Source organism: Yonghaparkia sp. Soil809 (genome assembly GCF_001429705.1).
Lineage (GTDB): Bacteria > Actinomycetota > Actinomycetes > Actinomycetales > Microbacteriaceae > Microcella.
Genome location: NZ_LMSV01000001.1, coordinates 486256 through 511023, shown reverse-complemented (window position 1 = coordinate 511023; position 24768 = coordinate 486256). Strand labels below are relative to the sequence as shown.

Sequence of the window (24768 nt, the reverse complement as noted above, 5' to 3'; positions counted from 1 at the left end):
ATGTATACATTGAGGGCATGGCGATGGATGCGGCGGTGCAGCGGGCGAGCGCCCTCACCTCCGCCGACCGCGCGTTCGAGAAGCTGCGCACGCAGATCGTCGAGGGTGAGCTCGCGCCCGGCGCCCCGCTCGCCGAGGTCGAGCAGGCGACGCGCCTCGGCGTGAGCCGCACGCCCGTGCGCGAGGCATTCGCCCGGCTCATCGCCGCCGGGCTCGCGACCGAGCGCGGGCCGCGCTCCCTCGTCGTCTCCGACATCGACGCGGCCGACGTCGCCGCGCTCTTCGACCTCCGCCGCGCGCTCGACGAGCAGGCCGCCCGCCTCGCCGCCGCCCGCGCGTCCGCCGACCCGCACACCGCGGCTGCCTTCGCCAACCTCGCCGACCGGTTCCGCGCCGTCACCCCATCGACCCTCGCCGACGACGATCCCCAGCGCCACGGCTACTACGCCCTCGTCGCCGAGTTCGACGCCGCTCTCGACGACGCGCTCAGCCGCAGCCCCTACCTCGCGGCCGCGATCGCGAGCACGCGCGTCCACCTCGCGCGCGTGCGGCGCCTCGCCCGCGACGATGACGCCCGCCTCGCGGCCAGCGCCGCCGAGCACGGCGCCATCGCCCGCGCGATCGCCGACGCGGACGGCGAGCGCGCCGCCGCCGCCACCCGGCTGCACCTGCACGAGGCTCTCACGAGCATCCACCGCCACCTGCCGCCCGGCGCCGGCCAGAACCAGGAGACACCATGACGACCGTCCACACCGTCCGCACCTACAAGAGCAGCGAGCCCCTGAGCGCAGAGAACCAGCTCGCCGGCAAGCTCGCGGCGCTCGCCGCCGAGCAGGACCGCCCGCTCGACGACCGCGCCGTCGACATGGTCATCAACCGCATCATCGACAACGCTGCCGTCGCTACCGCGAGCATCGGCCGCGCCCCCGTCGTCAGCGCGCGCGGCCAGGCCGAGGCGCACCCGTACAGCCCCGGCGCGACCGTCTTCGGGCTGACCCAGCAGCAGCGCGTCAGCCCCGAGTGGGCCGCCTGGGCCAACGGTGTCGCCGTGCGCGAGCTCGACTACCACGACACCTTCCTCGCCGCGGACTACTCGCACCCGGGCGACAACATCCCGCCGATCCTCGCGGTCGCGCAGCACACCGGCCAGAACGGCGCGCAGTTGCTGAAGGGCCTGCTCACCGGCTACGAGATCCAGATCGACCTCGTCCGCGCGATCTGCCTCCACGAGCACAAGATCGACCACGTCGCCCACCTCGGCCCGAGCGCCGCCGCCGGCATCGGAACGCTTCTCCAACTCGACCAGAGCACGATCTTCCAGGCCATCGGCCAGGCCCTCCACACGACGACCGCCACGCGCCAGTCGCGCAAGGGCGAGATCTCGACCTGGAAGGCCCACGCCCCCGCCTTCGCCGGCAAGATGGCCGTCGAGGCCGTCGACCGGGCCATGCGCGGCCAGACGAGCCCGAGCCCCATCTACGAGGGCGAGGACGGCTTCATCGCGTGGCTGCTGAGCGGCCCGGATGCCCGGTACGAGGTCCCGCTGCCGGACAGCGGCGAGCCGCTCACGGGCATCCTCGACAGCTATACGAAGGAGCACTCGGCCGAGTACCAGGCGCAGGCGTGGATCGACCTCGCGCGACGCCTCGGCACCGAGCGCCCCGAGCTGCGCGACCCCGCGAACATCGCGAGGATCGTGCTGCACACGAGCCACCACACGCACTACGTCATCGGCTCGGGCGCGAACGACCCGCAGAAGTACGACCCGACCGCGAGCCGCGAGACGCTCGACCACTCGATCCCGTACATCGTCGCCGTCGCGCTGCAGGACGGCCGCTGGCACCACGTCGACTCGTACGCCCCCGAGCGTGCCGCCCGCGCCGACACCGTCGCGCTGTGGCAGAAGATCACGACGACCGAAGACGCCGAGTGGACCCGCCGCTACCACTCGCTCGACCTGAGCGAGAAGGCGTTCGGCGGTCGCATCGAGATCGAGCTGACCAACGGCGAGAAGGTGATCGACGAGATCGCCGTCGCTGACGCCCACCCGCTCGGCGCTCGGCCCTTCGGCCGCGCCGAGTACGAGCACAAGCTGCGCATCCTCGCCGACGGCGTGCTGGCCGACGAGGAGGTCGACCGCTTCCTCGCCCTCGCCGCTCGCCTGCCCGGCCTGAGCGCCGACGAGCTCGGCGGCCTCACCGTCACGCCGATCAGCCCGGTGCCCGCCGCCCCGAAGGGACTCTTCTGATGCTCTCCACGACGACGACACCCAGTCAGCGCCGCCAGGCCTTCCGGGCGGGGCTCGCAAGCGACCGCCTGCAGGTCTTCCCCGGCGCGTTCACGCCGCTGAGCATCCGCCTCATTCAGGAGAAGGGCTTCGACGGCGCCTACATCTCGGGCGCCGTCATGGCCGCCGAACTCGGCCTGCCCGATATCGGCCTCACGACGCTCACCGAGGTCGCGCAGCGCGCCCACCAGATCAGCCGCATGAGCGACCTGCCGACCCTCGTCGACGCCGACACCGGCTTCGGCGAGCCGATGAACGTCGCCCGCACGGTCCACGAGCTCGAGGACGCGGGCGTCGCCGGCCTGCACCTCGAGGATCAGGTCAACCCGAAGCGCTGCGGCCACCTCGACGGCAAGGCGGTCGTGGATGCCGACACGGCGATCAAGCGCATCCGCGCAGCCGTCGACGCCCGCCGCGATCGCGACCTCGTGATCATGGCGCGAACCGACATCCGCGGGGTGGAGGGCATGGACGCCGCGATCGACCGCGCGAAGGCGCTGCAGGACGCAGGCGCCGACGCGATCTTCCCCGAGGCGATGGGCACGCTCGAGGAGTTCGCGGCGATGCGCGCGGCCGTCGACGTGCCGATCCTCGCCAACATGACCGAGTTCGGGAAGAGCCAGCTGTTCACGCACGCCCAGCTCGCCGACGTCGGCGTCAACATCGTCATCCACCCCGTGTCGCTGCTGCGCATCGCGTTCGGCGCGATCGAGCGCGGCCTCGACACGCTGCTCGCGACGGGCACGCTCGACGACGAGGTCGCGGGCATGCAGACTCGGGGCAGGCTCTACGAGCTGCTCGACTACGAGGCGTACAACGCCTTCGACGCCGGCATCTTCACGTACACCGGCCACTGACCCCGCACCCCCAAGGAGCCACCATGACCGAAGACATCCGCAAGGGCCTCGCCGGCGTCGTCGTCGACCGCACCGCCGTGAGCAAGGTGAACCCCGACACCAACTCGCTGCTGTACCGCGGCTACCCCGTGCAGGAGCTCGCTGCGAACTGCACCTTCGAGGAGGTCGCGTACCTGCTCTGGCACGGCGAGCTGCCGACGGATGCCCAGCTCGCCGAGTTCGAGACCCTCGAGCGGGCGCACCGACGCCTGAACCCCACGGTGAAGGACGCGATCGACGCCCTGCCGCTCTCGGCCCACCCCATGGACGTCGTGCGCACGGCCGTGAGCGTCATCGGCGCCCTCGACGAGACGCTCACGACCGACCGGACGTGGATCGATCTCGACCTAACCCTCGAGCGGAGCATCCGCCTCTTCGCCCAGCTGCCCGCGATCGTCGCCTTCGCGCAGCGCCGCCTGCGCGACGAGCACCTCGTCGAGCCCCGCGACGACCTCGGCTACTCGGCGAACTTCCTGCACATGACCTTCGGCGAGGTGCCCGAGAAGGTCGTCGTCGACGCGTTCGACGTGTCGATGATCCTGTACGCCGAGCACTCGTTCAACGCCTCGACCTTCACCGCGCGCGTCATCACCTCGACGCTCAGCGACGTCTACTCGGCGGTCGTCGGCGCGATCGGCGCGCTCAAGGGTCCGCTGCACGGCGGCGCCAACGAGGCCGTGCAGCACACCTTCGACGAGGTCGGCTCGGCCGACGGCGCGCGCGAGTGGCTCGCGACGGCGCTCGCCGAGAAGCGCAAGATCATGGGCTTCGGCCACCGCGTGTACAAGAACGGCGACTCCCGCGTGCCGACGATGAGGGCCGCGCTCGAGACCCTCGTCGTGCACTACGACCGGCCCGAGGTGCTCGACCTGTACGACGCCCTCGAGACCGCGATGGTCGAGGCGAAGAACATCAAGCCGAACCTCGACTACCCGTCGGGCCCCGCCTACAACCTGATGGGCTTCGACACGACGATGTTCACGCCGCTGTTCATCGCCGCGCGCGTCACCGGCTGGACGGCCCACGTGCGCGAGCAGCTCGCCTCGAACGCGCTCATCCGTCCGCTGAGCGCGTACAACGGCCCCGACGAGCGGCACCTCACGGTTTCGTGAGTCAGCATGGGGCAATGACTTCTGCGATTCCCACCCCCCACCTGACGCTCAACGACGGCCGCACGATCCCGCAGCTCGGGCTCGGAGTCTTCCTCGTCGACCCCGCCGAGGCCGAGCGCATCGTCTCCGACGCGCTCGAGGTCGGCTACCGTCACATCGACACGGCGATGATCTACAAGAACGAGGAGGGCGTCGGTCGCGCGATCGCCAAGTCCGGCATCCCGCGCGAGGAGCTCTTCATCACCACCAAGCTCTGGAACAGCGACCAGGGCACCGACTCGGCCCGCGCCGCGCTCGACACCTCGCTCGAGAAGCTCGGGCTCGACTACGTCGACCTCTACCTGATCCACTGGCCGGCGCCGAAGTACGGCAAGCACGTCGAGTCGTGGCAGACGCTCGTCGAGCTGCGCGAGAGCGGCAAGGCGCGGTCGATCGGCGTCTCGAACTTCATGCAGACGCACCTCGACGACCTCGCGCAGGTCTCCGACGTCGTGCCCGTCGTCAACCAGGTCGAGCTGCACCCCGCCTTCCAGCAGCGCGAGCTGCGCGCCTTCCAGGAGCCCCGCGGCACCCTCACCGAGGCCTGGGGCCCGCTCGGCCAGGGCAAGTACGAGCTCGCCGAGCTGCCGGGTCTCACCGAGATCGCCGCGCGTCACGGCAAGAGCGTGCAGCAGGTCGCGATCCGCTGGCACCTGCAGGAGGGCATCATCGTCTTCCCGAAGACCACGAAGCGCGAGCGCATGATCGAGAACGCCGATGTTTTCGACTTCGAGCTCTCGGCCGACGAGATGGCGACGATCGCCTCCGCCGACCGCGACCAGCGCGTCGGCGCCCACCCGCTCAACACCGACTTCTAGGGGCGGGGCGGATGCCCGGCTCGCGCTGAGCTAGAGCGCGAGCTCGGTGCGCTCGCCGAGCGGCGTCGCCGCGAGGAGCGCGCCGCCCGCGGGAGACTCGAGCCCGGCGAACTCCCGCTCGAGGGCGTCGCGACCCTCGCTGAAGTGCGTCCACTGGTCCACGTGCAGCCCCACGACTCGACGGGCGGCGAGCGCGAGGGCGGCGGCGCGCGCGTCCGCCGCGGTGAGGGTGAGGGCCGCATCGATCGCGGGGACGCGCGCCGCGCCCGCGAACAGGATCGCGGCATCCACCGCACCGTGGCGAGCGGCGATCGCGCGCACGACGTCGACCGACGAGTTGTCGCCCGACACGTAGATCGTCGGCTCGCCCGGAGCGGTGAGCACGAAGCCGATGACGGGGCCGAGCTCATCGGCGACCTCGAGCGGCCCGTGCTGCGCCGCGACGGCGATCACGCGCGCGCCGGCCGGGGCGTGCTCGGCGACCGCGTCGCCGACGAGCGCCGCGCTGTCGAGGGCGAGCGACTCGTCCTCGTCGAGTCCGATGACGGTCGCCGTGCCCTCACCGGCCTCGCAGCGGGCGGCGAGCTCGCTCGCGCCCTCGGAGGTCGTGATGACGAGCGGCAGCCCGAGCGAGACGGCGCGGCCGGCCACGTCGAGGTTGTCCTCGTGGTGATGGTGCGAGACGAGCGCGACGTCGATGCGGCCGAGGTCGGCGGCGGCGACGGCGGGCGGGTCGGTCTTCGTGAGGTCGTTGGGTCCGGGGCCGTAGACGGTGGGCGGGTCGAACGTCGGGTCGAGCAGCAGGCGCAGACCCGCCCACTCGAGCAGGGCGGTGGGCCCGCCGACGACGGTGACGGCGACCGGCGAGGCCGGGTGGAGGCTGGGAGACGCGGGGGAGTCGGAGGGGAGGCTCATAGGCTCGAATGTATGGCAGTCAGACTCGAGAACGCCGTCAGCCCGTACCTCCAGTCGCACGCCGACAACCCCGTCGACTGGTGGCCGTGGGGCGAGGAGGCCTTCGCCGAGGCCGCGCGTCGCGACGTCCCCGTGATGATCTCGATCGGCTACGCGACGTGCCACTGGTGCCACGTCATGGCGCGCGAGACCTTCTCCGACCCCGAGGTGGGCGCGTGGCTCGCCGAGAGGGTCGTCAGCATCAAGGTCGATCGGGAGGAGCATCCCGACGTCGACGCCGCGTACATGACCGCCGCTGGCGCGTTCAGCGACCAGCTCGGCTGGCCGCTCACGGTGTTCGCGACCCCGCAGGGGCGCGTGTTCTACGCCGCGACGTACCTGCCGCCGCAGCCGATCTCGGGCGTGCCGTCGTTCCGACAGGTGGTCGACGCGGTGCTCGAGGCGTGGACGAGCCGACGCGAGGAGGTGCTGCAGAGCGCCGACGGGCTGCGCGACGCGATCACCGCCGCGAGCCGCCGCGACCCCGGCGCGCTGCCGAACGCCGACGCTTTCGCCGAGATCGTCGCCGAGCTCGCGGGCTTCGAGGACCAGCTGCACGGCGGCTTCGGAGGCGCGCCGAAGTTCCCGGTCGCGCCCGCGCTGCTGTTCCTGCAGGCGCGCGGCTCCGCCGGTGATGCGGATGCCGATGCCCTCGCCGCGCGCACGCTGCAGCGCATCGCCGCGAGCGACCTGCGCGACCCCGTCGAGGGCGGCTTCTTCCGCTACGCCACCCGGCGCGACTGGAGCGAGCCCCACTACGAGCGCATGCTCAACGACAACGCCCTGCTGCTCGAGGTCGCCGCGCGCGCCGGGGCGCGGGAGACCGCGGCCGGGGTCGTGGGGTTCCTCCGCGAGATCTTGCGCGTCTCCGGCGGCCTCGCCTCGGGGCAGGACAGCGAGAGCCTCATCGACGGAGAGCGGAGCGAGGGCGGGTACTACGCGCTGCCGGCCGCGGCCCGCGCGGAGCATCCGCCGCCCGCTCTCGACGCGAAGGTGCTCACCGGCTGGAACGGCCTCGCGATCGGCGCGCTCGCCGTCGCCTCGCGGCTGCTCGACGAGCCCGAGTGGGCGGCGTTCGCGGCCGGGCTCGCCGACGAGCTGGTCGCCGCGCACCTGACCCGCGTCGACGACGGCAGTGATGACGACGGGGCGCCGCGACTGCTGCGCGCGAGCCGCGACGGGCGCCCGTCGACCGCCCGCGCGGCGCTCGAGGACTACGGCGACCTCGCCGTCGGCCTGCTCGAGCTCGCGATCACGACGGGCGAGCATCGCTACGCGACCGTGGCGCGCGAGCTCGTCGACGCGTGCCTCGTCGCCGGCGACCGCGAGGCCGTCGCGTCCGGGCGGCCGATCACCGCCGCGGTGCCCGGCGGCGGCGACCCCGTGCTCGCGGCGCAGGGCCTCGCGGCGGGGGAGGATCCGAACGAGGGCTCGGCCCCGAGCGGCGAGGCGGCGATCGCGCGCGCGGCCTTCCTGCTGCACCAGCTCACCGCTGAGCCGCGCTACCGGTTCTCCGCCGACGCGCTCGTCGCCGCGCTCGCCCCCCTCGCGCGGCAGCGGCCGATGGCGTTCGGGGCGACCCTCGCCGTCGCGTCGGCGCTCGCGGCGCCCGCCCGGCAGCTCGTCGTCGTGCGACCCGATGGCGCCGCGCCCGGAGAGCTCGAGGCGCGCGCCCGCGGGCCGCAGCGGGAGGGGACGCTCGCCATCGCCCTCACGGCGTCCGCGGCGTCGGCCTGGGCGGGCGCGGGATTCGCGCTGCTCGACGACCGGCAGCCGCAGGGGTCGGCGAGCACCGCGTTCGCGTGCACCGACTTCGTGTGCCGGCTGCCGGTCGCGAGCGTCGCCGAGCTCGACGCCGACGGCTGACAGGGGGAGGGGCGTCCGCCCTCGAGGTATTGTCACCCTGAGTCGATGGGTCTAGCATCGCGCTCGTGCGCATGCTCGCGTCGGCTCTCGCGATCGCGATGGTCGGCGCCCTCGTCGGCTGCGGCCCGACGGGGCCGATCGAGGCGGTCGAGATCATCGAGCTCGACGTGGCGCCCGTCGCGGTGCCCGACGCGGCACCACCGCTGCCCGACGACCCGGGCGGCATCTACTTCGCCACGGCGGAGCCGCTCGGCGACTACATCGCCCTCACCGGCGAGACGGTCGATGTCGCCGGGCTGCTCGAGGCCGAGCGTCTCGCCGGTGAGGAGCTGCGCGCCGCACTCGACGAGCCTGACCCCGACGCGCAGCCCGAGGCCGGGGCAGCGACCGGGAGCCCTCCGGGAGTCGCGCTCTTCGATCCGAGCCTGACGGCGGCGGACGCCCGGCCCGCCGCTACCGCGCAGCTCGCCTTCGTGGGGCCGCTGCTTCGCTCACCCACCGAGTCCGGCGGAGCGGGCGAGTCGCTCGTGGTCGGCATGCTCAGCTCGGGCCTGCTGGTGCCCGCCATGCAGGGCGCGTGGTGGGCGAGAGACCTGCAGATCGGCCAGTCGAGCGGGCGCATCGGCGACGCGCAGACCGCCGCCGCACGCAGCAGCGGTGAGACGGAGGTGCGTCGCGTCGGCGCGAATGAGCTGTCGGTCGCGATCCAGCAGGAGTCGACGTCCGCCAACGGCGTCACGACGCGCAACCGACTCACGCAGGAGGGGAAGGTCTGCCCGAGCGATGACGGTGAGTTCGACTTCACCGTGAAGCTCGATCGCGAGGTGACCGGCCCCGGGGGCGACACGGTGCGGGAGGAGCTCACCGTGCGCGTCACGGGGCGGCTCGGTGAGGACGGCTATCCCGAGTCCATGGCCATCGATGCCACCCAGGCGACCCGGGAGGCGCCCGCGGGCAAGCAGCCGATCTACGTCGAGACGCGGCAGACGCTGCCGGAGGCGAACATCCTCAACGTCGTCCTGGTCAGCCAGCAGCCGGCGCAGCTCGTCCGCTCCTCGAGCGGTGCGACGAGTGCCGACGTTCGTCGAATCGCCAGTCGCGCGGCCGCACGCCTCGGTGCGCTGTCGTGGGGTTCGGCACTGGGCTCCGTGACGGGGATGTGGAACAACGGCTGCGTCGGCATCGAGGCGACGGGTCCGAAGACGGCGCCGCCCCGGTCCGGCACCGAGATCCCGGTCGTCGTGCGCTCGAAGCTCTCGGCTGAGGAGTTCAGCTCCTCCGTCACGGCCGCGCTCACCGGCAGTGACTCGGTGTCACCCGATTCGTTCCGATCGACGAGCTCGGTCACGTTCGTGGCGGGCGAGGCGGGCACGCAGGGCACGATCCTCTTCCGGGCGGCGTCACGTCGCGGCGTTGCGACGAAGGAGATCACGATCTCGACCGGCGGCCGCGCGTACTTCGTCGAGGGCACGAACGGCGACGTGTACGCCTCGGGCGTGATCTGCGACCTCTCGAGCGGTCGCTCGTTCGATCTGGTCGGCACCGGCACTGTGACGACGTTCTCGCCGAACGATGATCGCAGCGGCACCTTCCGGTACGTCGACGACGGCACCTACGGGCAGGGCCTGATCGAGCTGGATGCGCGCGGCACGTACACGATCGCCCTCGAGCCCGACGGGCTCACGGGCCGCCTCACGACCGACGGCACGGGCACGACCGCCTACGAGACGCCGCTCGGCCGACAGGAGTTCGAGTTCCCGGCGAACCTCACCTTCACGATGACAGCGGTGGAGGGAACGCCCGACGCGTGCGCCGGATGAGGCGTCGACCGCGAGGTCAGGGTGCGGTCGGCGGCGAGGGCTCGACCGCCGGGCTCAGCGCACCTGCTTCTTCGCGCTGATGACGCCGGTGTCGAAGCCCATGAGGTGCAGGCCGCCGTGGAAGCGCGCGTGCTCGACCGNTGCAGCGGTCCATGACGACCGTGAGCCCGCGCTTCTCGGCGTCGATCGCGGCCTCCTCGTTCCCGACGCCCAGCTGCACCCAGATGGTCGAGGCGCCCGCGGCGACGACGTCGTCGACGACGGAGGGGATGTCGCTCGCCCTGCGGAACACGTCCCCGATGTCGGGCACCCGCTCACGGGGTCGCGCGGAGCGGCGCCCGTGCGCGTCGTGCGCTCAGCCGCCCAGTCGCGACATCCACACCGACTCCGCGCCCGAGTGCCCGACGAGGATCGTGTACCAGACGGTGTAGATCATCCAGCCGGCCGCGATCACGGAGACGACGATGCGCGCGATCGCGAGTGCGCGCACGGGGGTCGCGCCGCGCCGCGCGGCCCGGGCCATCAGGTGGCTGATGACCGCCCACACGATGCCGAGCAGCAGGGCGATGCCCGCGATCACGGGAAGCTTCTCGCCGAGCTCCGCATGGACCTCGGGCTCGCCGACGCGCTCGGACAGCGCCTCACCCGACTCGGAGGCGACCCACGCCGACACCGCGCCGACCGCGAGAGCGCCGACGACGCTCCAGCGCACGGCCGCGTGGACCCGCGGGAACGCCATGGCCACGATGAGGCCGAGGGCGGCGACGGGGAGCGCGATGACGGCGAGGTGCACCACGAGGGGGTGCACCGGAAGGCCGCCGATCAGATCGAAGACGCCTCCGCCCTCTGTGGGGCGAGCGAGCGGGGCGGCGGCGAGGGCGGCGAGAGCGGTCATGGCCGTGATCTTAGGGGTCGCGTCGATGCGGGGCGCCTGCGCCGCCACCCGACCCGCCGACGATCGGCGTCAGCGCACCTGCTTCTTCGCGCTGATGACTCCCGTGTCGAAGCCCATGAGGTGCAGGCCGCCGTGGAAGCGCGCGTGCTCGACCTNTGCAGCGGTCCATGACGACCGTGAGCCCGCGCTTCTCGGCGTCGATCGCGGCCTCCTCGTTCCAGATGCCCAGCTGCACCCAGATGGTCGAGGCGCCCGCCGCGATGACGTCGTCGACGACGGAGGGGATGTCGCTCGCCTTCCGGAACACGTCGACGATGTCGGGCACCTCGGGCAGCGACGCCAGGTCGGGATACGCGGGCTGGCCCAGGATCTCGGTCGCGTTCGGGTTCACGAAGTACACGCGGTAGTCGCTCGACTGATGCAGGTAGGTCCCGACGAAGTACGAGCTGCGGGCCGGGTTCGGCGAGGCTCCGACGATCGCGACGCTCCTGGCCCGGCGCAGGATGCCCAGCCGCTCCTTCGCGGACGGGCCCACCCAGGTCCGCTGCGACTTCAGCAGCTTCGCGAGCGGCGAGCTCGCCGGGATCGCGCAGGTGAGGCCGTTCGCGAGGGTGACGGTCTCGGTGCTGTCCGTCGCCGTCGCCGTCGGCGTCGCGCCCCCGGCATCCGTCGTCGTCTCGCTCATGTCACACCGCCTTCTGCGCCGCGTCGAGCGCCTGATCGAGGTCGTAGATGATGTCGTCCACGTCCTCGATGCCGACCGAGAGGCGCACGAGGCCGGGGCCGATGCCCGAGGCGTGCAGCTGCTGCTCGGTGAGCTGCGCGTGCGTCGTCGAGCCGGGGTGGATGATGAGCGTCTTCGCGTCGCCGATGTTGGCGAGGTGGCTCGCGAGCTGCACGTTCTCGATGAGCGCCTCGCCCGCGGCGCGACCGCCCGCGACGTCGAACGAGAAGACCGAGCTCGGGCCGATCGGCAGGTACTTCGCCGCGCGGTCGTGGTGGCGGTGCGAGGGCAGCCCGGCCCAGCGCACCTGCTCGATGCGCGGGTCGGCCTCGAGCCACTCGGCGACGCGGCGCGCGTTGTCGACGTGCGCCTGCATCCGGTACGGAAGGGTCTCGACGCCCTGGGCGAGCAGGAAGGCGGAGTGCGGCGCGAGCGCCGGCCCGATGTCGCGCAGCTGCTCGGCGCGCAGGCGCGTCAGGAAGGCGTACTCGCCGAAGTTGCCGGACCAGGTGAGGCCGCCGTAGTGCGGCACGGTCTCCTCGAACAGCGGGAAGTTGTGGTTCGACCAGTCGAAGCGGCCCGACTCGACGACGACGCCGCCGAGGGTCGTGCCGTGCCCGCCGAGGAACTTCGTCGCCGAGTGCACGACGACGTCGGCGCCCCACTCGATCGGGCGGCACAGGTACGGCGTCGCGACCGTCGAGTCGATGACGAGCGGGAGGTCGGCGGCGTGCGCGACGTCGGCGAGCCCCGCGATGTCGGCGATGTCGCCGCTGGGGTTCGCGATCGTCTCGGCGAACAGGAGCTTCGTGCGCCCCGGGATGATCGCGGCCGCGTAGTCGGCCGGGTCGTCGCTGGCGATGAACGTCGTCTCGACGCCGAAGCGGCGCAGCGTGACGTCGAGCTGCGTGATCGACCCGCCGTAGAGGTTCGCGCTCGCGACGATGTGGTCGCCGGCGCCGGCGAGGGATGCGAAGGCCACGAACTGCGCGGACAGCCCGCTGGAGGTCGCCACGGCCCCCAATCCCCCCTCGAGGCTCGCGATGCGCTCTTCGAAGCTCGCCACCGTCGGGTTCGCGAGGCGGCTGTAGATGTTCCCGTACTTCTGCAGCGCGAAGCGCGCGGCGGCGTCCTGCGCGTCGTCGAAGACGAAGGCGCTCGACTGGTAGATCGGCAGGGCGCGCGCGCCCGTCGCCGAGTCGGGGACGTTGCCCGCGTGGAGCGCGCGCGTGCGGAAGCCATAGTCGCGGTCGGCCATTGAGTCAGAGTACGTCGCGGCGGCGGCGGCGACGGGCGCCCGCGTCACAATCCGTAGCGTGCCGCGGGGCGGGTTCGGCGGGGCCCGATCGACGATCCCCACCGCGATCGGGCACCGCCCGGGCGGCACTCGTCCGCCCGCCCCCGAACGCGAGCTCCCCGCCGCCCCGCACCCTCGGGGCAGGCAGGCAGGATCGCGTCACATCGTGGCCCCCGCGCACGGCGCGAGGAGGGGATCGCCGCTGCGGCGGTGACGCGGGGTGGGCGTCTGCCGGGCTTGCGGCGGGTGGGTACAGACAACCTAACCCCCGAACGGGTCACACGGAAGACGGTGTCGCGAAAAGGATCCTCGGGTGTCGGAAGCTCAGATCCAGCCCGGCAGCCAGTAGTGCAGGCGCAGGAAGTCGAGCGGCACGGACCAGCCCGTCCACAGCGGCAGGAAGAAGGCGCTGAGCACGACGGCGGCGACCACGAGCGACGCCACGACCGCGATGCCGAGCCGGCGTCGGGGCGCCGGATCGGCGGGCCCGCCGAGCACCGCACGCAGCACCGCCACGAGCGCGAGCGCGAGGAACGGCGTCAGCACCACCGTGTAGAAGAAGAACATCGTGCGCTCCGGGTAGAGCAGCCACGGCAGCCAGCCAGCCGCCGCCCCGGTCAAGATCACGGCGAGAGCCCACGGGGAGCCGAAGCGCGCGATCGCGGCGCGGGCGCCTGTGCCGCGCGCCGCCGCGACGGCCGCCAGGAGGCATCCGATCACCAGCACGATCACGGCCGCGACCGACGCCCACCACAGCAGCGGATTCGGAATTCCCGTGATCGCGACGGCCGTGCCGTCGCCCTGATCGACGTAGTGCATGTAGGTGGGGCGCAGTAGCAGCGGCCAGCCGAGCGCGGGCGCCTCGTACGCGTGCGGGCTCGACTCGCCCACGTGATACCCGTACACGGACGCCTGGTAGTGCCACAGGTTCTGCACCGCGTCGGGCACCCAGGCGAGGATGCCCGACCATCGCTCGCCGCCCGACGCGATCCACTGCCGGTCGTAGCCGTCGCTCGACAGGAACCAGCCCGTCCACGTCACCAGATGCGCGGCGAGCGCCGCGGGCAGGACGAGCAGCGCGCTCGCCGGAGCCTGCCGCAGGAGCGTGCCCGAGGCCCACAGCGCGACGCCCGCGCTGCGGCGGTCGAGGGCGTCGGCGGCGACGGTGAGCACGGCGAACGCGGCGAGCAGGTAGAGGGCGCTCCACTTGATCGAGACGGCGAGGCCGAACGCGACGCCGGCCGCGATGAGCCAGGGCCGCCCCCACAGCACGGGCCCCCAGTCGGTCGCACGCCCCTCGAATCGTCGTCGGGCGAGCCACTCTCGCAGCCGATGATGGCTCCCGCGCCGGTCGAGGATCACGAAGAGCACCGCGATGAGCACGACGAGCGTCAGCAGCCCGTCGAGCAGCGCGACGCGGCTCATGACGATCGCGTTGCCGTCGATCGCGACGAACCCCCCGGCGAGGCTCGCGAGCCCCACCGACCGCCACAGCCGGAACGCGATGAGCATGACGATCCCGACGACCGCGACGCCCGCGAGCGCCGTCGCGATGCGCCAGCCGACGGGCGAGTCGGGCCCGAGCGCGGCGAGGCCGAGCGCGATGATCCACTTGCCGAGCGGCGGGTGCGCGACGAACGCCGCCTCCGGGCCCACCGCGCCGGGCTCGCCCGCCGCGAAGGCCTCGTTCGCGCCCTCCGGCCAGCGGCCCTCGTAGCCGAGCTGCAGCAGGCTCAGCGCATCCTTCACGTAGTAGGTCTCGTCGAACACGAGCGTCCGCGGCTCGTCGAGCCCGATCAGGCGCGTGGCGGCCGCGACGCCGAGCACGAGCGTCGGTGCGGCGATGCGCACCGCGCGGCGGGCGGCGGGGGATGCCGCGGCCCAGCGCTCGTCGAGGCGCGAGCCGGGCATCCCGCCACCGACCCCCGAGGGTGCGGTCGTGGGTTCGGCTCGCGTCACGCGCTCATGCTAGCCGCGCCCGCCCCGGGCAGGACCCCGCCCGCTCCGGGCCGCCCCGGGCGCTCGAGTGGGAGGATGACCGGATGATCGTGCTCGCCGCCACCCCCATCGGCAACCTCGGCGACGCGTCGCGGCGGCTCATCGAGACCCTCGAGGCGGCCGAGCTCGTCGTCGCGGAGGACACGCGCACGACGGCCCACCTGCTGCGCGCCCTCGGCATCGAGAACCGGCCGCAGCTGCTCGCCCTGCACGAGCACAACGAGCGCGCGCGCTCCGCCGAGCTCGTCGAGCGGGCCCGCGACACCGACGTCGTCGTGCTCACCGACGCGGGCATGCCCGGCATCAGCGACCCCGGCTACGTGCTCGTCGAGACCGCGATCGCAGCCGGGGTCGGTGTCACCGCGCTCCCCGGGCCGAGCGCCGTACTCATGGCGCTCGTGCTGAGCGGGCTGCCGACCGACCGGTTCGCGTTCGAGGGGTTCCTGCCGCGCAAGGGGCGGGCCGGGTCGCTCGCGGCGCTCGCCGCCGAGCAGCGCACCCTCATCTTCTTCGAGGCGCCCCACCGCATCGGAGCGGCGCTCGCCGACCTGCGCGACGCCTTCGGAGCCGACCGCCGCGCCGCCGTCTGCCGCGAGCTCACCAAGAGGTTCGAGGAGGTCGCACGCGGCACCCTCGCCGAGCTCGCCGACCGCTACGCCGACGGAGCCCGCGGCGAGATCGTCGTCGTCGTCGAGGGCGCGCCCGCGCGGTCGGGCGACCTGCCCGGCGCGGTGGCGGAGGTCGTCGCGCGTGCGGCGGCTGGCGAGCGGCTGAAGGATGCGGCGTCGGCCGTCGCCGCCGCCACCGGGCTCGGCACGCGCGAGCTCTACGAGGCCGCGCTGGCGGCCCGGCGCGGGTAGGCGCGGGCGCGCGGCTTCCGCGCCGCGCGCCCGGGCCCGCCGCCCCCGAGCTGTCCCGTCCCCGCCGCCCCCGAGCTGTCCCGTCCCCGCCGCCCCCGCGTTGTCCCGCCCCCGCCGCCCCCGCGCTGTCCCGCACCGACCCCTCTGACAATGCGTCAGTTTGATGACGATGCGCCACATTGATCCCGCGCATTCTCACCAATCCGGCGCATCGTTGGGTCGCACGGCTCGCACGGCTCGCACGGCTCGCACGGGCCGCGCCCGCGCCTCGCGCTTACCCGCAGTCGTCGAGCAGCACGAGGCGCACGGGCGCGATCGTCTCGCGCTCGTCCGTCGTGATGACGACGCCGTTCACGCGGCCCTCGGCGGCGCCCGTGCGCTCGACCTCGATGCCGACGAACGCGGCGGCGCCCGGCTCGATGCTCGCGTCGGCGAGGTCGACGCCGTCGAACCCACCGCGCCCCTCCGACTCGAACAGCACGGGCGTCGCCCGCGCCTCCGGGTCGATCGCGATGAACCGGTCGACGACCGCGACGCCTTCGGCCTCGGCGAGCTCGACCCCGGTGATCTCGAGCGGCTCGCCGGCCGAGTTGGTCACTCCGAGGGCGAGGGTGCCGCGATCGCCGACCAGGCACCCGCTCAGCTCGGCGTTCTGGTCAGGAGGCGGGCCCGAGCATCCGCCCAGCACCGCGACGGTCGCGATGACCGCGCCGACGGCGATCGCGCGGGATGCCCGTGGCCGGGCCGGGCGGGTCGGGTCGCGTCTCACGCTCAGAACGCTACGCGACCCCGCTCGCCCCGACCGTCGGCTCAGCCCTTGAGCCCGGTGTGCGCGAGCCCCTCGACGAACTGCCGCTGCGCGACGATGAAGACGAGCAGCACGGGCACCGCGGTCATGGTCGCCGCCGCGAGCTGCACGTTCCAGAGCGCTCCGCCGTAGGCGTCGGTGAATCGCGTGAGCGCGACGGGGAGCGTGAACAGTTCGGTCGACTGCAGATACACGGTCGGCTCGAGGTACAGGTTCCATACGTGGAGGAACGAGAAGATCGCGACGGCCGCGAGGGCGGGCCGAGCGAGCGGCATGGCGATCCGCCACCAGATGGAGAACCGGTTGAGCCCGTCGAGGCGCGCTGCCTCCTCGAGCTCGACCGGCAGCGAGAGGAAGAACTGGCGCATGATGAACGTCGTCAGCACGCTCGGTGCGCCGAAAGTCGACACGAGGATGATCGGCCAGTGCGTGTCGATCAGCCCGAGGCCGTTGAACATCTGGAACAGCGGGACGATCGTCACCTCGGCGGGGATCAGCAACCCGACGAGCACGACGAGGAAGATCGCGTTGGCCCCCGGGAACTGGATGCGCGCGAACGCGTACCCGGCGAGCGACGACACGAGCATCGTGCCGATCGTGACGACGATCGCGATGTAGGCCGAGTTCCAGTACTGCTGGGCGAACGGCTGAAGTGCGAACACGTCGAGGAAGGGCTGGATCGTCGGGTTCTCCGGCACGAGCGTCGGCGGGAAGGCGAAGATCTCGGTGATCGGCTTGAAGCTCGAGGTGATCATCCACCAGGTCGGGAAGACGAAGGGCACGGCGAGCACGGTCATGGTCGCGTAGAACGCGAGATACGACAGGGTGCGGCGACGCGAGCGGCGGGAGGCGCGGCTCACGTCGGGGGCCGTCTCAGTTCTCATGGAAGACCCACTTCCGGCGCAGCATCCACTGCACGATCGTCAGGACGAGCACGATGAGGAACAGCAGGATGGCGAGGACGGAGCCGTAGCCGAACTTGCCGAACTGGAACGCCTGCTGGAAGAGGTAGTAGACGAGCACGGTCGTCGAGGTGCCCGGCCCGCCCTGGGTGAGCACGGCGATCTGCGCGAACACCTGCAGCGAGCCGACGATCGTGATGATGACGGTGAGCAGGATCGTCGGCGAGATCATCGGGAAGGTGATGCGCCAGAAGATCGTGGACGGGCGGGCACCGTCGACGCGAGCGGCCTCGAAGAGCTCGTGAGGCACGCCCTGCAGCGCGGCCAGGAACAGCACCATGTTCAGGCCGACGTTCTTGAACACCTGCACGATGACGACGCTGGCCATGGCCGTCGGTCCCTCGCGGAGCCAGTTCGGGCCCTCGATGCCGATCGTGGCGAGCATCCCGTTGATGCCTCCGTCGGCCTGCAGCAGGAAGCCCCAGACGATCGTCCAGGCGACGAGCGAGACGACGACGGGGGAGAAGAACACCGTCCGGAAGAATCCGACCCCGCGCATCCGCCGGTTGAGGAGGAGGGCGAGTACGAGGGCGAGCGTGAGATTCGCGATGACGAGCGCGATCGAGAAGATCGTCGTGGCCTGGAGCACGCCACCGAGCTGCGGGTCGGTGAACAGGCGCTCGAAATTCTCGGTGCCGACGAAGCGGAAGGTGCCCGCGAGCACGTTCCACTCGTGGGCGCTGTAGTAGGCGATGAGGCCGAGCGGCACGAGCACGAAGGCGACGATGCCGAGCGCCTGCGGGGCGATGAAGAGGTAGCCGACGAGCGCATCCTGCCGGCGATGCCGGTGGGGCCGCCGCCGGGGCGCGCCCCCGGGCCGGGCCGGAGCCCGGCTCGGGAGCGCGCGAACAGCGGTGAGGGTCACGGTCAGCCCTGGATGAGCGGCTGCATCGCGTCGCACACCGACGTCAGAACCGCGGGGATGTCCGCGTCCGGCGTCCAGAGCGCGTCGAGCTGGGCGCGCACCGCCTGCTGGATCTCGGCGGAGCCCTCGATCGTCGGGCGAGTGACACCCGTTGCGATGCCGTCGACGACGACCGCGTCGAGCTGCTCGGCGCTCAGCAGGGGGTTGGTCTGCGCGAGCGTCTCGCCGGTGAGCAGCGACGCCCGCGGCGGCGGGAAGTACTGCGCGAGCTGGCGCGAGTTCTCCGGGTTGGTGAAGAACGCGAGGAAGTCGGCTGCGGCTTGCGCGTTGGGGCTGTCGGCGATGACGCCGATGCCCGCCTGCCCGAAGACCGAGTACTCGCCCGCGGGGCCCGCCGGCAGCGGGTGGAGCTCCCACTCGAACCCGGCTTCGCCGAGCAGCGCGGCCCGCGAGATCTGGGTCACCGTGTAGGCGACCTCGCCGGCGAAGAAGTCGGCGGTCGTGCCGGGGCCGGGCATCGCGCCGGTCTCGAACGCGGCCTCGTGCAGGAATTCGAACGCGTCGACCATCTCGTCGGAGTCCATCGTGCACTCGGTGCGCTCGTCGTTCCAGGGCTGCGCGCCCCAGCCGTTCCAGACCGTCGAGAGGAGATCCCACTGCTGGTACTCGAAGTCGCGGACGATGAAGCCGGCCTTGCCCGTCGCGGCCTTCACGGCGGCGCCGTTCGCGGCGACCTCCTCCCAGTTCCAGTCGCCGGCGGCGACCTGCTCGCTCGCGCTCGGCACGCCCGCCTCGGCGAGAAGGGTCGTGTTCGAGAAGATCGCCATGGGCGAGGTCGAGAACGGGTAGGCGTAGAGGCTCTCTCCGTCGCGCCACAGGCCGGTCGCCGAGTCGGTGAGGTCGTCGTAGTCGAAGCCCTCCGCCTTCTCGAAGGTCGGGGCGAGGTCGAGCAGAGCGCCGCTGCCGACGAAGTCGAGCGCGGCGTTCTCGAGCACCCACGCGAGGTCCGGGGCGTTGCCGCCCGCGATCTGCGTCGTGATGGTCGTGGTGTAGTCCTCGAACGGCAGCGGGTCGAAGGTGATCGACTCCACGTTCTCGTTCTCGGCCATGTAGGCCTCGGCGATGGAGTCGAAGAGGGCCAGATGGTCCTCGTTGGCCGTCCAGACCGTCATTCGCAGGTCGACCGGGCCTTCCGGCTCGACGGCCGTGGGCTCGGCCGCGGCGCACGCGGCGAGCGTCATCGCCGACGCGGCCAGCACGCCGGTGATGGTCAGCATCTTCGCTGATCTCATGAGTTGCTCCTCTTGGGTGTCAGTAGCCCTCGACGTCGGGCCAGTGCAGCTCGACGCCGGAGCGGTGGAGAAGGGATTGGAACTCCTCGAGAAGTCGAGGAGTGGAGCGGACCGCGCGGGGATCCACCGCACGGTCCAGGCAGAAGGCCGCTAGCCAGCCCGCCGCCTCGCCGATGCTCCACTCCACCGGATGGAGTCGGAAGGCTCCATTGGTGAGGTGAGTCGTACCGACGTTCTTTCCCGCGGCGAGCAGATTCCGGGTCCGAACCGGAATGAGCGCACCGAGGGGGATCTCGAACGGCGCCGAAGCGACGTCGATGTAGTTGTCCCCTCCCGTGGAGGGGTGCAGGTCGATGCGGTACATGCCGACACCGACCGAGTCGGAGAATCGCGCGGGGCGGCCGTGGCCCCTGATCGCGATCGACAGATCCTGCTCGCGGACCGTCACCTGGGCGCGGATGCGACGCGATTCGCGGATGTACGCCGCTTGCGCGAATCCGTCATCGGTTCCGGTCACGTCGCCGCGCAGGCGGAGGCCCGGCCATCCCGTGCCGCCGTCCGGGCGCGGAGCCTCGGTCTGCAGCCAGTAGAACATCGACAGCGACTGGCGCCTGGCGCCCTCGAAGTGCCGCTCGGCGTCGGGGTTGTCGATGACGGTGCCGCCGAGGTAGTCGATCATCGGCCAGTTCACGAGCACGATGTCGCTCGGGTAGAGGCCGCCGGTGAACTGCGCGCGCGCGGCGATGCGGCGGAAGGTCCAGAGCTCGCGGTCACCGCCGCTCGCCCGCTGGTCGGCGATCATGCCGTCCGGGTCGTCGTGCTGGTTCGGCGTGAAGGTGCGCGTGACTTGCTCGAGCGTCCGCGGGTCGGGCCCGGTGAGGGAGAGCATCGGCGCGCCCCAGAACTCGGGCTGGAGCGATCGCCAGTGGTCGTAGTCGTGCGGTCGATCGATCGTCTGGTCTCCGTCGACGTGGTCGACGACGAAGCACCAGCTGATGGCCTGCTGGTTGTCGGGCTGCGCCTCGGAGGGAGCGCTCGGCTCGCCGGTCTCGGCGCTCGACTCGAACCCCGTGACGTACTCGGTGCCGGTGAGCGGCAGCAGGTCGCCGAGCTCCGTGGCGTCGAGGATGTACGCGGCCTCGATCTCGACGCGATCGCCCGTCGAGACGTGCTCGAGCGTCACCGACCGCACGTCGTCCCCGTCGGTGGCGGCGGCGACCGGCCGGTACGGCTGCAGGACGGTGAGCCGGTCGGAGGAGCGCCACGGGGCGAGCAGCTCGTCGATGACGGCCGCGCCGACGCGCGGCTCGGCGCAGAGGCGGCTCACGAGCCCGGCGCCCGGGTTCAGGGCGAGATCGGCGCGAGCCCGCGCGGTGAGCGGGTAGTTGCGGCGGTAGTAGTCGCGGATCCCCTCGCGAAGTCGGCGATAGGTCGCGCTCACGCCGAACTGCTCGACCCAGGTGTGCTCGTCCATCGGCACGGCCTGGCTCGTGAGCTGGCCGCCGAGCCACGCGAACTCCTCGGTGAGCACGACGCTCCGGCCGGCGCTCGCCGCGGCGAGCGCGGCGGCGACGCCGCCCATGCCGCCGCCGACGACGAGCACGTCGCAGCGGAGGGTGCGGTGGCTCATTCGACCACCGCCACGAGCGTCGCGCCGTCGGTGATGTCGCAGTCGAGCAGGCGGCGGAGGTCGGCGTCGGTCGGTTCGTCGTCCGGGTCGAGGATGCGCGTGAGCAGCGCGACGGCGTCGGCGCCGAGCTGGACGCGGGGCGGGCTCAGTCGGGTGAAGTCGACCGCGAGCGCGTCGTGGACGGCGACCTCGCCGAGGACGACGATCGACACTTCGCGAGGGATCTCCACACCGTCATCGATGGCGATCCGCCGGAGCTCGGCGGCGTGGTCGGGCGATTCGACGAACAGCACGGTGGGGCGGAAGTCGCGGATGCGCGTCCACGCGCCGACGAGATCGTCACCGCGGGTCGGGCCGCTCCAGACCCGGATGTCGGCGTGCGCAGCGACCTCCTCGCGGAAGCCTCGCTGCCGGTCCAGCACCGATTCGGCCGTCGAGTCGAGGTGCAGCAGCGCGAGGCGCCGATGGCCGAGCGCCACGGCTCGGCGGACGAGCTCGGCCGTGCCCGCGGCGTAGTCCACGCCGACGTAGGGCACACCGGAGACGTCGCGGCGACCGATCGCGACGAAGGGGAACTGCATGTCGACGAGCCGCTCGAGCTCGACCGGGTCCATCTCGCGGCCCAGCAGCAGGGCGCCGTCGGCGAGCCCGAGACGGTTGTTCTCGTGGAAGAGCCGTCGGCGCCCGTTCTCGACCGGAGCGCTCGTGAAGACGAGGAGGTCGCAGCCGTGCTGCTCGGCCTCGGCCTCGATGCCGGTCAGGAGGGGCGTGTAGAAGTCGATGCTCCCGCTCGGGAAGGCGGGCTCGTACGTGAAGACCCCGAGGATCTTGTTGCCGACGCCCGCGAGCCGCCGCGCCGCGGGGTCGGCGACGTAGGAGGTGCCCGCGATGACGTCGAGCACGCGCTGTCGCGTCGCCTCGGGGATGCGCGCGTCGCTGTCCGCTTTGCCGTTGAGCACGAGGGAGACCGTCGCCTGGCTCACGCCGGCGAGCTCGGCGATTCGGCGTTGGGTCATCTTGATCTTGCCTGGGGCGGTCATGCGCGGGACATCCTTCGTGGGGAGGGTGCTAATCCGTATTAGCGGGGCGTTGTGGCGATGCTAATGCGCATTATCACTTCTGTCCAGTCGGACTTCCGCGACTCTTGCACTCGTCCGGACACTCGGGTTACGGTGATCGCGAATCGGGTGCTAATGCGCATTAGCGTTCGGGAGATTCGCTCCGGTTCTCGAGAGGGCGCCGTATGGGGGCGACGACGATGTCGCCGCGGCGCCTCATGAGGAGACCGTCATGCCATCGTCCCGTCGAGAGCGAACCGGGCGCATCGTCGCCGCGGCGATCGCGATCGTTCTCGCTGCCTCCGTCGTTCCCGGCGGACCGCCCGCGAGTGCCACGCACCCACCCGCCCCGATCGTTGCCGACCCGCTGCCCTCGTGGCGTCACGGGGGAGTGATCACCGATCCCGTGACGATCAAGTGGAAGCCCAACCCGACGAACTACGAGTACATCTTCCCGGGGGTCATCGAGACCACCGAGCTCGAGAATCCGCTTGGGCGCTACTACCTCTACACGGCGCCGCACGACAGGCCGGGCGGCATCATCCTGCTCTACTCCGACTCCCTCGAGGGCCCGTGGACGCAGTACGGCTCGACCCCGCTGATCGACAATCGATGGGAGAAGAACGACGGCTCGGGCCAGGTCTACTACGACGTGGATCACGTCTCGGGTCCGGATCCCATCTGGAACCCGACGGACGGGCTGATGTACCTGTACTTCCACGGCGAGAACTACACCACGCGGTGGGCGACCTCGAGCGACGGCATCACCTTCACCTACGGCGGCGAGGCGCTCAATTCCCAGGACGGCAACACGATCATCAAGAACGGCGTCGCAGTCGGCGAGACGATCACCGAGCGATCGTACGGCCGGGTGTTCGTCCACCCCGCGCCGACCAGCCAGGTGAAGTGGGGCATGCTCTATATGGACCACCGCGGTGACCCGACCTACACGAGGCGAGTCCGCCTTGCCGAGTCGGCAGATGGTCGGAACTGGACGGTGCGACCAGACTTCGTGATCACCGGCGACTCGGTCGCAGGCGCGCAGGTCTCCGGCGGCAACCTCTGGACCTGGAACGGTCAGAACTACGTCGTCTACCACGGGTCCAACGGCAAGACGATCGCCCGGACGGTGAACTCCACCTTCACCGACATCGGCGAGCCGATCGTGCTCCACGAGTCCACGGGCATCAGCGGAGACGTCGGTGGCGTGAAGTCGCCCGAGATCATCACCGATGAGACCGGCACGTACCTCTTCTACACGGGCAATCAGGGTGGCGCCGGCACGAACGAGACCGTGCGCTGGGCGAAGCTCGATCCGTCGGCGCCGTTGCACGACAGCTGCCCCGGGACAGGGTCAGACGAGTTCCGCGGGTCGGCGCTCGGGTCGAGCTGGACCGTCACGAATCGCGCGGGCGTCGCAACAGCCCATCGCGTCGAGGGCGGGGAGCTCGTCATCCCGACCTATGCGGCCGGCGTCGCGGGCGCTCCGCTCGTGCAGCGCTCGCTGCCCTCCGGAGCGTGGGAGTACACGGCCGAGGTCCGCGTGGACCCGCAGACCGCGTATCAGCAGGGCGGAATCCTCCTGCACGGAACTGACTCGACCTACGCGAAGCTCGCACTCGCGCAGAGCTCGAGCGGCGAGCGCTTCGAATTCACGTGGAGGAAGAACGGGACCGAGCAATCCATCGGGGTGGGGTTCGCTCCATCGGAGGACATCGCGGGCGAGCCCGTGTGGCTGCGCCTCGTGAGCGACGGCTCGTCGGTGCGAGCGCGCTACTCGACGGATGGCGATCGCTTCCAGCCGCTCGGCGGCGCGGTGCCGCTCGCGGACATCGCCGCGACGCGCATCGGCCCGGTCGCACTGCAGGGAGCGACGGGCGGCGCAGCGACCGAGGCGTCGTTCCGTTGGGCGCGATTCACGCCGTCCGATGCGCAGCGCGACGCGTGCGCGCTCGGCGGGCCGACAGCGGCGAGCGCGGGCAGCGGCTCCGACGAATTCGCCGCAGCATCGCTGTCGAGCTCGACGTGGCCCATCCGACCGTCGACGTCGACCTACCGGCTCGAGAACGGCCAGCTCGTCATGCCGACGGTCGCGGCGGGCATCTCCGGTGCGCCGCTTCTGGCGCAGCCGGTCCCGGCGAGCGCCCCGTGGGCGGTGACCACGCGCATCCAGATCGACCCGACGCAGCCGTTCCAGCAGGGCGGGCTTCTGCTGAGGAGCGACGGTGATGACTACGCGAAGCTCGTGCTCGGTCGCGCGAGCGCCGGGCTCGTCGTCGACTTCGCCTGGCGTCACGAAGGAGTCGACCGGCCGTCGACGTCGGTCGACACGCGAGGACCGGGTTCGGGCACGGCTGCCGGATTCTGGTTGCGACTGTCGAGCGACGAGCGCTACATCACCGCGAGCATCTCGCACGACGGCGTGCTCTTCACTCCGATGGGTCGACGGATTCCGGTTGAAGAGCTCCCGCTGGCGACGATCGGCCCGGTCGCCATCCACGGCGCGACCGCCGCCTCGCCGACGGATGCCCGATTCGACTGGTTCCGCTGGCGCAGTCCCGGTCGATGACAGACCTGAGGGGGTGCG

The 24768-nt window shown here is 71.8% G+C and carries 19 protein-coding genes and 4 pseudogenes; 9 read left to right on the top strand and 14 right to left on the bottom strand.

The window, feature by feature from the left end; all coding sequences use genetic code 11:
* The first annotated feature begins 17 nt into the window (after positions 1-17).
* Genes ASG83_RS02460 through ASG83_RS02440 form a run of 5 tightly spaced genes read left to right on the top strand, consistent with a single transcriptional unit; the run spans position 18 to position 5152 of the window.
* Positions 18-740: a GntR family transcriptional regulator gene (locus ASG83_RS02460; RefSeq protein ID WP_369813370.1), complete on the top strand. Its 723-nt coding sequence runs from the start codon at positions 18-20 to the stop codon at positions 738-740.
* Positions 737-2248: an MmgE/PrpD family protein gene (locus ASG83_RS02455; protein WP_055856723.1), complete on the top strand. Its 1512-nt coding sequence runs from the start codon at positions 737-739 to the stop codon at positions 2246-2248. The genes ASG83_RS02460 and ASG83_RS02455 overlap by 4 nt, the downstream gene beginning before the upstream one ends.
* Positions 2248-3144, top strand: coding sequence for a methylisocitrate lyase (prpB, locus tag ASG83_RS02450; protein ID WP_055856720.1), 897 nt, complete (start codon positions 2248-2250; stop codon positions 3142-3144). Before ASG83_RS02455 ends, prpB begins: the two co-directional genes overlap by 1 nt.
* A 23-nt stretch (positions 3145-3167) precedes the next feature.
* The gene (locus tag ASG83_RS02445; RefSeq protein WP_055856717.1) at positions 3168-4295 is read left to right on the top strand and encodes a bifunctional 2-methylcitrate synthase/citrate synthase; all 1128 of its coding nucleotides are present in this window, start codon (positions 3168-3170) and stop codon (positions 4293-4295) included.
* A 14-nt stretch (positions 4296-4309) separates the two neighbouring features.
* Positions 4310-5152 (top strand): aldo/keto reductase, encoded by an 843-nt coding sequence (locus tag ASG83_RS02440; RefSeq protein WP_055856714.1) that lies wholly within the window; start codon positions 4310-4312, stop codon positions 5150-5152.
* A gap of 30 nt (positions 5153-5182) precedes the next feature.
* On the opposite strand, the gene ASG83_RS02435 is transcribed toward ASG83_RS02440, so the two are convergent.
* A complete protein-coding gene (locus tag ASG83_RS02435; RefSeq protein WP_082599024.1) occupies positions 5183-6067 on the bottom strand; it encodes an MBL fold metallo-hydrolase in 885 nt (294 codons plus the stop codon).
* Positions 6068-6079: 12 nt separating this feature from the next.
* Here ASG83_RS02435 and ASG83_RS02430 point away from each other — a divergent pair, with 12 nt between their 5' ends.
* On the top strand, positions 6080-7972 hold the full coding sequence (locus tag ASG83_RS02430) for a thioredoxin domain-containing protein (RefSeq protein WP_055856711.1): 1893 nt from the start codon (positions 6080-6082) through the stop codon (positions 7970-7972).
* Between the two features lie 65 nt (positions 7973-8037).
* Positions 8038-9792, top strand: coding sequence for a hypothetical protein (locus ASG83_RS02425; protein WP_055856709.1), 1755 nt, complete (start codon positions 8038-8040; stop codon positions 9790-9792).
* 54 nt (positions 9793-9846) lie between these two features.
* Here the strand turns inward: ASG83_RS02425 and ASG83_RS13020 are convergent.
* From ASG83_RS13020 to ASG83_RS02400, 7 genes and pseudogenes are all read right to left on the bottom strand, one after another.
* A pseudogene (locus ASG83_RS13020) lies at positions 9847-9932 on the bottom strand (CoA-binding protein); the annotation flags it as partial.
* A gap of 1 nt (position 9933) precedes the next feature.
* A pseudogene (locus ASG83_RS02420) lies at positions 9934-10102 on the bottom strand (CoA-binding protein); the annotation flags it as partial.
* Positions 10103-10147: 45 nt separating this feature from the next.
* A complete protein-coding gene (locus ASG83_RS02415; protein ID WP_156376731.1) occupies positions 10148-10687 on the bottom strand; it encodes a DUF2231 domain-containing protein in 540 nt (179 codons plus the stop codon).
* Between the two features lie 69 nt (positions 10688-10756).
* Positions 10757-10842: pseudogene (locus ASG83_RS13015) on the bottom strand (CoA-binding protein); the annotation flags it as partial.
* 1 nt (position 10843) lies between these two features.
* Positions 10844-11198: pseudogene (locus tag ASG83_RS13010) on the bottom strand (CoA-binding protein); the annotation flags it as partial.
* 175 nt (positions 11199-11373) lie between these two features.
* Positions 11374-12669, bottom strand: a complete 1296-nt coding sequence (locus tag ASG83_RS02405) for an O-acetylhomoserine aminocarboxypropyltransferase/cysteine synthase family protein (protein WP_055859097.1) — start codon at positions 12667-12669, stop codon at positions 11374-11376.
* A gap of 363 nt (positions 12670-13032) precedes the next feature.
* The gene (locus ASG83_RS02400) at positions 13033-14667 is read right to left on the bottom strand and encodes a dolichyl-phosphate-mannose--protein mannosyltransferase (RefSeq protein ID WP_055856700.1); all 1635 of its coding nucleotides are present in this window, start codon (positions 14665-14667) and stop codon (positions 13033-13035) included.
* Between the two features lie 83 nt (positions 14668-14750).
* On the opposite strand from ASG83_RS02400, the gene rsmI reads away from it, so the two are divergent.
* On the top strand, positions 14751-15566 hold the full coding sequence (gene rsmI / locus ASG83_RS02395; protein WP_055856698.1) for a 16S rRNA (cytidine(1402)-2'-O)-methyltransferase: 816 nt from the start codon (positions 14751-14753) through the stop codon (positions 15564-15566).
* A gap of 274 nt (positions 15567-15840) precedes the next feature.
* Here rsmI and ASG83_RS02390 read toward each other — a convergent pair whose 3' ends face one another.
* The 6 genes from ASG83_RS02390 to ASG83_RS02365 are packed head-to-tail and all read right to left on the bottom strand — an operon-like array spanning position 15841 to position 22163.
* Positions 15841-16335 (bottom strand): hypothetical protein, encoded by a 495-nt coding sequence (locus ASG83_RS02390; RefSeq protein WP_055856696.1) that lies wholly within the window; start codon positions 16333-16335, stop codon positions 15841-15843.
* A gap of 41 nt (positions 16336-16376) precedes the next feature.
* Positions 16377-17258, bottom strand: coding sequence for a carbohydrate ABC transporter permease (locus ASG83_RS02385; RefSeq protein WP_082514863.1), 882 nt, complete (start codon positions 17256-17258; stop codon positions 16377-16379).
* Positions 17248-18201: a carbohydrate ABC transporter permease gene (locus tag ASG83_RS02380; protein WP_055856692.1), complete on the bottom strand. Its 954-nt coding sequence runs from the start codon at positions 18199-18201 to the stop codon at positions 17248-17250. Before ASG83_RS02380 ends, ASG83_RS02385 begins: the two co-directional genes overlap by 11 nt.
* 2 nt (positions 18202-18203) lie before the next feature.
* Positions 18204-19493, bottom strand: a complete 1290-nt coding sequence (locus tag ASG83_RS02375) for a sugar ABC transporter substrate-binding protein (protein ID WP_055856690.1) — start codon at positions 19491-19493, stop codon at positions 18204-18206.
* Positions 19494-19512: 19 nt separating this feature from the next.
* Positions 19513-21123, bottom strand: coding sequence for an FAD-dependent oxidoreductase (locus ASG83_RS02370; RefSeq protein WP_055856688.1), 1611 nt, complete (start codon positions 21121-21123; stop codon positions 19513-19515).
* The gene (locus ASG83_RS02365) at positions 21120-22163 is read right to left on the bottom strand and encodes a LacI family DNA-binding transcriptional regulator (RefSeq protein ID WP_055856685.1); all 1044 of its coding nucleotides are present in this window, start codon (positions 22161-22163) and stop codon (positions 21120-21122) included. Before ASG83_RS02365 ends, ASG83_RS02370 begins: the two co-directional genes overlap by 4 nt.
* A 424-nt stretch (positions 22164-22587) precedes the next feature.
* Here ASG83_RS02365 and ASG83_RS02360 point away from each other — a divergent pair, with 424 nt between their 5' ends.
* Entirely contained in the window at positions 22588-24750 is a 2163-nt protein-coding gene (locus ASG83_RS02360) for a DUF1349 domain-containing protein (protein ID WP_162253777.1), read from the top strand.
* The last annotated feature ends 18 nt before the right edge of the window (positions 24751-24768 follow it).

Coding starts and splice junctions, on each gene's coding strand:
- ASG83_RS02455 (WP_055856723.1), top strand. CDS start 737: ATGACGACCGTCCACACCGTCCGCACCTACAAGAGCAGCGAGCCCCTG.
- rsmI (WP_055856698.1), top strand. CDS start 14,751: ATGATCGTGCTCGCCGCCACCCCCATCGGCAACCTCGGCGACGCGTCG.
- ASG83_RS02440 (WP_055856714.1), top strand. CDS start 4,310: ATGACTTCTGCGATTCCCACCCCCCACCTGACGCTCAACGACGGCCGC.
- ASG83_RS02460 (WP_369813370.1), top strand. CDS start 18: ATGGCGATGGATGCGGCGGTGCAGCGGGCGAGCGCCCTCACCTCCGCC.
- ASG83_RS02385 (WP_082514863.1), bottom strand. CDS start 17,258: ATGAGAACTGAGACGGCCCCCGACGTGAGCCGCGCCTCCCGCCGCTCG.
- ASG83_RS02415 (WP_156376731.1), bottom strand. CDS start 10,687: ATGACCGCTCTCGCCGCCCTCGCCGCCGCCCCGCTCGCTCGCCCCACA.
- ASG83_RS02430 (WP_055856711.1), top strand. CDS start 6,080: ATGGCAGTCAGACTCGAGAACGCCGTCAGCCCGTACCTCCAGTCGCAC.
- prpB (WP_055856720.1), top strand. CDS start 2,248: ATGCTCTCCACGACGACGACACCCAGTCAGCGCCGCCAGGCCTTCCGG.
- ASG83_RS02405 (WP_055859097.1), bottom strand. CDS start 12,669: ATGGCCGACCGCGACTATGGCTTCCGCACGCGCGCGCTCCACGCGGGC.
- ASG83_RS02365 (WP_055856685.1), bottom strand. CDS start 22,163: ATGACCGCCCCAGGCAAGATCAAGATGACCCAACGCCGAATCGCCGAG.
- ASG83_RS02445 (WP_055856717.1), top strand. CDS start 3,168: ATGACCGAAGACATCCGCAAGGGCCTCGCCGGCGTCGTCGTCGACCGC.
- ASG83_RS02370 (WP_055856688.1), bottom strand. CDS start 21,123: ATGAGCCACCGCACCCTCCGCTGCGACGTGCTCGTCGTCGGCGGCGGC.
- ASG83_RS02375 (WP_055856690.1), bottom strand. CDS start 19,493: ATGAGATCAGCGAAGATGCTGACCATCACCGGCGTGCTGGCCGCGTCG.
- ASG83_RS02435 (WP_082599024.1), bottom strand. CDS start 6,067: ATGAGCCTCCCCTCCGACTCCCCCGCGTCTCCCAGCCTCCACCCGGCC.